This is a genomic window from Kitasatospora sp. NPDC051170 (assembly GCF_044455705.1).
Taxonomy (GTDB): Bacteria; Actinomycetota; Actinomycetes; order Streptomycetales; family Streptomycetaceae; genus Kitasatospora.
Genome location: NZ_JBITFA010000007.1, coordinates 336,738 through 344,640 on the forward strand (window position 1 = coordinate 336,738; position 7,903 = coordinate 344,640).

The 7,903-nt window shown below is 73.4% G+C and carries 6 protein-coding genes; 5 read left to right on the forward strand and 1 reads right to left on the reverse strand.

The window, feature by feature from the left end; translation table 11 throughout:
- The first annotated feature begins 61 nt into the window (after positions 1 to 61).
- From ACIBCA_RS17970 to ACIBCA_RS17985, 4 genes are all read left to right on the forward strand, one after another.
- Entirely contained in the window at positions 62 to 3,268 is a 3,207-nt protein-coding gene (locus tag ACIBCA_RS17970; RefSeq protein ID WP_396283851.1) for a M28 family peptidase, read from the forward strand.
- 135 nt (positions 3,269 to 3,403) lie between these two features.
- On the forward strand, positions 3,404 to 4,648 hold the full coding sequence (locus ACIBCA_RS17975; protein WP_396283852.1) for a cytochrome P450: 1,245 nt from the start codon (positions 3,404 to 3,406) through the stop codon (positions 4,646 to 4,648).
- A gap of 124 nt (positions 4,649 to 4,772) precedes the next feature.
- On the forward strand, positions 4,773 to 5,714 hold the full coding sequence (locus ACIBCA_RS17980) for an ROK family protein (protein ID WP_396283853.1): 942 nt from the start codon (positions 4,773 to 4,775) through the stop codon (positions 5,712 to 5,714).
- Between the two features lie 113 nt (positions 5,715 to 5,827).
- Positions 5,828 to 6,187: a hypothetical protein gene (locus ACIBCA_RS17985; protein WP_396283854.1), complete on the forward strand. Its 360-nt coding sequence runs from the start codon at positions 5,828 to 5,830 to the stop codon at positions 6,185 to 6,187.
- A 16-nt stretch (positions 6,188 to 6,203) separates the two neighbouring features.
- Here the strand turns inward: ACIBCA_RS17985 and ACIBCA_RS17990 are convergent, their stop codons facing one another.
- Positions 6,204 to 6,689 (reverse strand): carboxymuconolactone decarboxylase family protein, encoded by a 486-nt coding sequence (locus ACIBCA_RS17990; protein ID WP_396283855.1) that lies wholly within the window; start codon positions 6,687 to 6,689, stop codon positions 6,204 to 6,206.
- Positions 6,690 to 6,856: 167 nt separating this feature from the next.
- Here ACIBCA_RS17990 and ACIBCA_RS17995 point away from each other — a divergent pair, with 167 nt between their 5' ends.
- Positions 6,857 to 7,750 carry an RNA polymerase sigma-70 factor gene (locus ACIBCA_RS17995; protein ID WP_396283856.1) on the forward strand — a complete coding sequence of 298 codons (894 nt, stop codon included), beginning with the start codon at positions 6,857 to 6,859 and terminating at the stop codon, positions 7,748 to 7,750.
- Positions 7,751 to 7,903 lie beyond the last annotated feature (153 nt).

The following is a 7,903-nucleotide window of genomic DNA, read 5'->3' on the forward strand; positions in this document are numbered from 1 at the left end:
TGCGGCGAGGCCCCCAGCCACACCGTCCGCGGTCGAGGACCCCCACGTTCGAGGAGCCTCGATGCAACGCAGAGTTCCCACAAGGCGGTTGCTCACCACAGCCACCACCTTGACTCTCCTGGTCGGCGCGATCGCCGGCACCGCAGGGCCGGCCACCGCCGCGCCCACCCCCACGCCCGCCCCGCCGAGCGCGCTCGCCCTCGCCGTGAACGCCGCCGACGCGGCCGCCGCGGCCGGGGCGGACTCGCTGGCCAAGGGCCCGGGCGAGACGTACGAGCGCCGCGCCGTCACCCCCTGGCTCGGTGGCCTGTACTCCGTCTCCTACGAGCGCAGCTACCACGGCCTCCCGGTCGTCGGCGGCGACGCGGTCGTGCTCGCCGACAGCCAGGGCAAGGTGCGCGGTTCGCAGAACGCCGCCCCCGGCCCCGTCGGCGGCTCGACCACCCCGAAGATCAGCGCCGCCGCCGCGGAGAAGACCGCGCGCACCCACCTGGCCACCGTCGACTCGGTGGCCCAGCGCCGCCTCGTCGTGCGCGTCAAGGACGGCAGCAGCACGCTCGCCTGGGAGACCGTGCTCAAGGGCCGCACCGAGACCGCGCCGAGCAGCCTGCACGTCTTCGTCGACGCCACCACCGGAGAGGTCGTCGACACCTACGACGACGTCGAGGCGGGCACCGTCAACAGCAAGTGGAACGGCCCCGGCCCGATGACCATCAGCACCTCGGGCTCCGGCGGCTCGTACTCGCTGAGCGACCCGAGCAGGCCCGGCCTCAGCTGTTCCGACTACAGCACCGGCCAGGTCTTCCGGAAGTCCTCGGACTCCTGGGGCAACGGCAGCGGCTCCAGCAAGGAGACCGGCTGCGGCGACGCCATGTGGGCGGCCCAGAAGGAATGGGACATGCTCCGCGAGTGGCTCGGCCGCAACGGCCACGACGGCAACGGCGGCAGCTGGCCGATCAAGGTCGGCCTGAGCGACGTCAACGCCTACTGGGACGGCAGCTCCGTCTCCATCGGCCACAGCCAGTCCGGTGACTGGATCGCCTCCCAGGACGTCGTCGGCCACGAATTCGGCCACGGCATCGACCAGTTCACCCCGGGCGGCGCCAACAACGAGAACGGCCTCGGCGAGGGCACCGGCGACATCTTCGGCGCGCTCACCAAGGAGTACAACAACGAGCCCCAGCAGTACGACTACCCGGACTACCAGGTCGGCCGGCTGATCAACCTCGTCGGCAGCGGCCCGATCCGCAACCTCTACCAGCCCTCCCTGGTCAACAACGACCCGAACTGCTACTCCTCCTCCATCCCGAGCACCGAGGTCCACGCCGCGGCCGGCCCGCTGAACCACTGGTTCTACCTGCTCTCCAAGGGCTCCAGCGGCACCAACGGCTCGCCCAGCAGCCCGACCTGCAACAACTCCTCGGTCACCGGCATCGGCATGAAGCAGGCCGGCCAGGTCTGGTACGGCGGCATGCTGCTCAAGACCAGCGGCATGACCTACAAGCGCTACCGCACCGCCACGCTGACCGCCGCCAAGAACCTCGACCCGACCTGCGAGTACTGGAAGGCCACCAAGGCCGCCTGGGACGCGGTCAGCGTCCCGGCGCAGAGCGGCGACCCGTCCTGCACGCCGTCCGGCGGCCAGAACGACTTCTCGCTCAGCCTCAACCCGGCCTCCGGCACCGTCCAGCCCGGCGCCTCGACCACCGCGACCATCGGCACCGCAGTGACCTCGGGCACCGCGCAGAGCGTCAGCCTCAAGGCCACCGGCGCCCCGACCGGCGTGACCGCGACCGTCTCGCCGGGCTCGGTGCAGGCCGGCTCCTCCGCCACGCTGACCCTGTCGGCCTCCGGCTCCGCCCCCGCGGGCACCTACACCATCACCGTCACCGGCACCGAGGGCGCGGCCACCCACACCGCCCAGTACAGCCTGACGGTCGGCGGCGGCGGGCCCAACCCGGGCACCCCGCCCACCATCGACGTCAGCAAGATCCAGGCCGACCTGAGCCAGCTCAACTCGATCGCCAACCAGAACGGCGGCACCCGCCAGGCCGGCACCGGCGGGCACACCCAGTCCGTCGCCTACATCAAGGCCAAGCTCCAGGCGGCCGGCTTCACCGTCGCCGAGCAGACCTGCACCTCCTGCACCTACCGCTCCAACAACCTGATCGCCGACTGGCCCGGCGGCCCGTCCGACCAGGTCACCATGTTCGGCGCCCACCTCGACAGCGTCTCGGCCGGCCCCGGCATCAACGACAACGGCTCCGGCTCCGCCACCCTGCTCGAGAACGCGCTCGCGCTCGCCCAGCAGAACCCCACCATGAGCCGCCACGTGCGCTTCGCCTGGTGGACCGGTGAGGAGCAGGGCCTGCAGGGCTCCAACTACTACGTCGGCCAGCTCAGCTCCACCCAGCGCTCCGCGATCAAGGGCTACTACAACTTCGACATGGTCGCCTCGCCCAACGCCGGCTACTTCATCAACAACATCAACTCCAGCGCCGCCGCCCCGATGAAGGCGTACTGGGACTCGCTGAACATCCAGCCGGAGGAGAACGTCGAGGGCGTCGGCCGCTCCGACGACTACTCCTTCCAGCAGGCCGGCATCCCGACCTCGGGCTACGCGGCCGGTGCCAGCGACACCAAGTCCTCGTCCCAGGCGGCCAAGTGGGGCGGCCAGGCCGGCCAGTCCTACGACTCCTGCTACCACCAGTCCTGCGACACCACGAGCAACATCGACCCGACCCCGCTCGGCCGCAGCGCCAACGGCGTCGCGTACACCATCTGGAAGACCTCCGTCGGCGGCACCGTGCCCACCAACGACTTCTCCCTCTCGGTGAACCCGAACAGCGCCACCGTCAAGCCCGGTGACTCCACCAGCGCGACGGTCTCCACCGCCACCACCTCCGGCTCCGCCCAGACCGTCAACCTCTCGGCCTCCGGCGCCCCCGCCGGCGTGACGGTCTCGCTCAGCCCGTCCTCCGTCCAGTCCGGCGGCTCCTCCACGCTGAACATCAGCACCGCGAGCTCCACCGCCGCCGGCACCTACAACATCACCGTCACCGGCGCCGGCTCCGCGACCCACACGACCGGCTTCACGCTGACCGTCAGCGGCCCGGGCAACCCCGGCGGCACCTGGACGCCCGGCACCACGTACCAGGCCGGGGACATCGTGACCTACAACGGGGTCAGCTACCGCTGCATCCAGGGTCACACCGCGCAGGTCGGCTGGGAGCCGCCGATCGTCCCCGCCCTGTGGGGGGCCATCTGACGGACCTGACACCACCTCACAGCCCCTGAAAGCCGCTGCGCCGCGATCCGTCGAGGGGACGGATCGCGGCGCAGCCGTCCGCGTTCTCGGTAGTCTCGGTACGGCCCCAGCCCCGACCGCGTCCAGGAGCCCCCGGTGACTTCGACCTCCCAGCCCCGGCCCGTACGTGACGTCCCGGAACTGGCCGCCGAGGCCGTCGAGCAGTGGCGCACCGAGGAGGCCGAACTCGTCGACCTGCTCGCCCGGGCCCGGCGCAGCGTCGGGGGCCTCGCCGCCTTCCGGCTCGGCCCCGTCCCGACCGTCCTGGTCACCGACCCGGCCGCCGTCCAGCACGTGCTGGCCCGCCACCCCGACACGTACGTCAAGCGCTCCCACCGCGCCCGGATGCTCGTCGGCGACGGCGTGCTCTCCGCCACCGGCGACGCCTGGAAGCGCCAACGGCGGTTGCTGCAGTCCCAGTTCACCGGTACAGGCATGCGCCGCTACGAGCAGCGGATCGCGGACGCCGCCCGCCGGACCGCCACCCGCTGGGAGGGGTACCGCCGCACCGGCGAGACCTTCGACCTCGGCGAGGAGATGCGCCGCTTCGCCCTCGACACCGTCTGGCGGGCGCTCACCGGACTGCCGCTGGACGAGCACACGGACGCCGAACTCCGCTCCGTGGAACGGGTGGTGGCCGCCATGCCCACCCTGCCCGGCTCCGTCGACGAGGCCCGGCGGACGGTCGAGGCCGACCTCGCCCGCATCGACGCCGTCGCCGAGGCGGCGATCTCCACCGCCCGGCTCGGCCGGTCCCCCGAGCCCGGCGTCCTGCACACCCTCCTCGAAGCCTCGGCCCAACACCCCGAATACACCGACCGGTTGATCCGCGACGAACTGGTCACCCTCCTCGTCGCCGGACACGAGACCACCGCCACCACCCTGACCTGGCTCCACCTCCTCCTCGACCGCACCCCCACCGCCCGGGACGCCGACCCGGCCGCACTCGTCAGCGAGACCCTGCGCCTCTACCCCTCCGCCTGGCTGCTCCCCCGGCACGCCGTCCGCGACGACGTCCTCGAAGGCCACCACATCGCCGCCGGCACCGACATCCTCGTCTGCCCCTTCCTCACCCACCGCGACCCCGACCTGTGGCCCGACCCCGAAGACTTCGACCCCTCCCGCTTCACCACCCCCGGCCGCCTCCCCGTCGGCGCCTACCTCCCCTTCGGCCTCGGCGCCCGCGCCTGCCTCGGCACCCAGTTCGCCCTGCGCGAGACCACCGCCCTCCTCGAACTCCTACTACCCCTGGGCCCCTTGACCCTCCACACACCCCCGCAGGGCTGCGCCTACAGCATCACCGTCCGCCCCGACGGCCCCGTCCTCGCCAGCTTCACCTGACTCCCGGGCCCACTGCGGCAAAAAGGCCCTCCTCCAACGCCTCCCCGGCCAGCGCGGCGGCTGTGGCGCCGTGGGGTGATCTACGCTGTGCGACGCCGCACCCGGAGATCTGGAGCCCGACGCGATGAGCCTCACCACCGCCAGACCGCTGTTCGCCGCCGTCGACATCGGTGGGACCAAGATCGCCGGGGCGCTGGTCGACGGCGAGGGGCGGCTCCGCCACCGTCTGCGACTCCCGACCCCCGCGAAGGCGCCGGGCGGGGAGGTCCTGGCCGTCGTGCACCGCGTGCTCGACCATCTCGCCGCCACCGCCGACTGGGCCGCCGTGGCGGCCGTCGGCATCGGGAGTGCGGGGCCGGTGGACCTCGTGGCGGGGGCGGTCAGCCCCGTCAACATCCCCGGCTGGCGCGGCTTCCCGCTGGTCGCCGAGGCTTCCGCGCACCCGGCGGTCGCGGCCCGCGCTCTGCCCGTACAGCTCGCCGGGGACGGAGTGGCGATGGCCGCCGCCGAGCACTGGCAGGGCGCGGCGCGGGGGGCCGCGAACGCGCTGTGCCTGGTGGTGTCGACGGGGGTCGGCGCGGGCCTGGTGCTGGACGGCGCCGTACGGCCCGGCCCCAGCGGCAACGCCGGGCACCTGGGTCACATCACCGTGGACCTCGACGGCGACCCCTGCCCCTGCGGCTCGCGCGGCTGCCTGGAGGGCATCGCCAGCGGTACGGCCATCGCCCGCCGCGCCCTCGCCGCCGGCTGGATCCCCACCGGCGAGGACCGCACGGCCCGCGCGGTCGCCACCGCCGCCGAGGCCGGCGACCCGATCGCCCTCGCCACCTTCGACCGCGCCGCCCAGGCCCTGGCGGCGGGAATCGCCGCCACCGCCGCACTCGTCGACCTCGACCGCGTGGTCGTGGGCGGCGGCGTCGCCACCGCCGGCGCCACCCTCTTCACCCCCCTCACCCACCACCTGCGCACCTACGCCGCCCTCCCCTACCTGGCGGGCCTCCACGTACGCCGCGCCGAACTCGGCACCGACGCCGGCCTCATCGGCGCCGCCGCCCTCTGCCGCTGACCGGCACGCACCGGAACCGCCGGGGCGTCTCGCGCAACACTCCTCAACGCGCGGCTCGCGACGGGCGGTCAATTCGGTCGACCGGACCCGAGGGCGTTCAGGAGAATCGGCGCATGTCTCTCCTGGTGCACACCTTCGTCTACGACGCCGATGGCGGCCGCACGTTCCTGAAGGATCCCGGCAACGGCGGTGACCTGGCCGGGTTCGAGAGCACCCGGGACCGGTTGTGGGGCTCGGAGGCGGTCCGGGCGCTGGGGGCCGAGTTCCTCCCGCGGCTGGAGGGTGACGATCTCTCCGTGGAGCCGCATGAGATCGATCGCTTCCTCGCGGAGTGCGCGGCCCTCCGGCCGCACCTCGATGTGCTTGCCGGGCAGGGCGGTTACGAGGCCGACTACGTCGCCGCGCGGTTCGGAAACATCGTCGCCGCCGCGCTCCGCGCGAAGGCGGAGGGCGGCGGGATCGTCGTCTGGTAGCGGTGGCAGGCCGGGGTCAGTCGCGGAGGGTGGTGAAGGTGTCGGGGGTGTAGGAGCCGCCCTGGGTGTGGAGGGGGACGCTCATGCGGTTGGCGGCGTTGATGAGGGCGATCGTGCAGATCAGGGTGGCGAGTTGGTCGTCGTCGTAGTGCTCGCGGGCTTCCGTCCAGGTGGCGTCGGAGACGGCTTGGGCGGTGTCGGCGAGGCGGGTGGCTTCTTCGGCGAGGGCGAGGGCGGCGCGTTCGGGGGCGGTGAAGGCGGTGGTGTGCCGCCAGGCGGCGACGAGGTTGAGGCGGAGGGGGGTTTCGCCGGCGGCGGTGGCCTCCTTGGTGTGGACGTCGACGCAGAAGCCGCAGCCGTTGATCTGGCTGGCGCGCAGTTCGACCAGGTGCCGGGTGGTGGCGGGGAGGGTGGATTCCTGGAGGGCCAGGGAGGTGTTGTAGAAGCGCTTGGCGACCTTCGCCGCGGTGGGGCTGTCGAACAGGTTGAATCGAACGGTCATGGCGTCGTCCTCGCTCTCGTGGTGTCCGCACCGGACGACCATGGGATGCCGCCGCCCCGCCCGGGGTGACGGGAAGGGAGTGTGGCCTGCGTCACGGCGAGCCGGTGTCACGGAACGGCGGCGCGGAGCATCTCGTGTGCGACACACAGACGCCGAAGGGGCGGACGATGACCGAACGAAGCGTGGACGACGGCACCGAGGCGTTCCTCGCCCACCGCAGCCTGCTGTTCACCGTCGCGTACGAGATGCTCGGCTCGGCCGCCGACGCCGAGGACGTGGTGCAGGAGACCTGGCTGCGCTGGTCGGCCGCCGACCGGGGCGCGGTCCTCAACCAGCGCGCCTACCTGGTGCGGATCGCCACCCGCCAGGCGCTGGGCCGGTTGCGGGTGCTCGGGCGGCGCCGGGAGTCGTACGTGGGGCCGTGGCTGCCCGAGCCGCTGTTGACGGCGCCGGACGTGGCCGAGGACGTGGAGCTGGCGGACAGCGTCTCGATGGCGATGCTGCTGGTGCTGGAGACGCTCACGCCCGTGGAGCGGGCGGTGTTCGTGCTGCGCGAGGTGTTCGTGCTGGAGTACGGGGAGATCGCGGAGGCGGTCGGCAGGTCGGCGACGACGGTCCGTCAGATCGCCCACCGCGCCCGGGCCCACGTGGCGGAGCGCCGCCCGCGCAGTGTGGTGACGGCGGCGGAGGGCCGGAGCGCGATCGAGGCGTTCCGGCGGGCGCTGGAGACCGGCGATCTGCAGGACCTGCTGGATCTGCTCGCCCCGGACGTGGTCCTGCTGGGCGACAGCGGCGGGGTGCGGCCGGGGGAGGTCGAGCCGATCGTCGGCGCCGACCGGGTGGCCCGCGCGCTGGCCGTCGGACTGCCCCTGCTCCGGGGCAGGGCGCAGGCCCGGGTGGTGCAGGTCAACGGCGGCCCGGCCCTGCTCCTGCGGTTGGACGGGGTGATCGACGACGTGGTGTCGGTGCGGATCGACGACGGCCTGATCAGCGCGCTCTACGTGGTGCGCAACCCGGAGAAGCTGTCGCGGGTCGAGCGGGAGACCGTGGTCGTCCGCTGAGCCCCCGGGGCGTGGGGGGGGGGGGGGGGCGCCCCCCCCCCCCCCCCCCCCCCCCCGCCCCCCCCCCCGGGGGGCCCCCCCCCCCCGGGCCCCCCCCCCCCCCCCCCCCCCCCGAACGCCCCCCCCCCGGGGGGCCCCCCCGCCGGCCCCCCC

What these genes read in the sequence shown, in the direction of transcription:
- ACIBCA_RS17970 (WP_396283851.1), top strand. Translation starts at nt 62, where the DNA reads ATGCAACGCAGAGTTCCCACAAGGCGGTTGCTCACCACAGCCACCACC.
- ACIBCA_RS17980 (WP_396283853.1), top strand. Translation starts at nt 4,773, where the DNA reads ATGAGCCTCACCACCGCCAGACCGCTGTTCGCCGCCGTCGACATCGGT.
- ACIBCA_RS17985 (WP_396283854.1), top strand. Translation starts at nt 5,828, where the DNA reads ATGTCTCTCCTGGTGCACACCTTCGTCTACGACGCCGATGGCGGCCGC.
- ACIBCA_RS17990 (WP_396283855.1), bottom strand. Translation starts at nt 6,689, where the DNA reads ATGACCGTTCGATTCAACCTGTTCGACAGCCCCACCGCGGCGAAGGTC.
- ACIBCA_RS17995 (WP_396283856.1), top strand. Translation starts at nt 6,857, where the DNA reads ATGACCGAACGAAGCGTGGACGACGGCACCGAGGCGTTCCTCGCCCAC.